The organism is Janthinobacterium sp. JC611, from assembly GCF_018682595.1.
Taxonomy (GTDB): Bacteria; Pseudomonadota; Gammaproteobacteria; order Burkholderiales; family Burkholderiaceae_D; genus Janthinobacterium.
Map to the genome: position 1 here is coordinate 1 of NZ_JAFLJN010000072.1, position 343 is coordinate 343.

1 protein-coding gene is annotated in these 343 nt (G+C 65.0%); it reads left to right on the forward strand.

From position 1 onward, the window contains the following. On the forward strand, nucleotides 1-343 hold a 343-nt coding region (locus J0O65_RS25375), incomplete at both ends, for a hypothetical protein (RefSeq protein WP_215409931.1).

The window sequence follows — 343 nt, forward strand, 5'->3', positions numbered from 1 at the left end:
GGAATCAATCCCTGACCGTAACAGGCGCCATCACGAATACGGGCGTCATCGCGGCACAAGGCAACAACAGCATCACGGCGAAGACGCTCGACAGCGGCCCAAGCAGCTTGCTCGGTGCCGGCATGCAGGCCGATGGCAAGCTGGGTGCGGCTGGTGACTTGACGATCAACACCACGCAAACGCTGGCCGCGCATGGCCAGAACCTGGCGGCGGGCAAGGCAACCCTGACCGGCGCCAGCGTCGATATCGCCGGCAGCCAGACCAGCGCGGCCAATATCGGCCTGACGGCAACCCAAGGTGACGTCAGCACGAACAAGGCGGTCGTGACAACGGCGGGCACGCT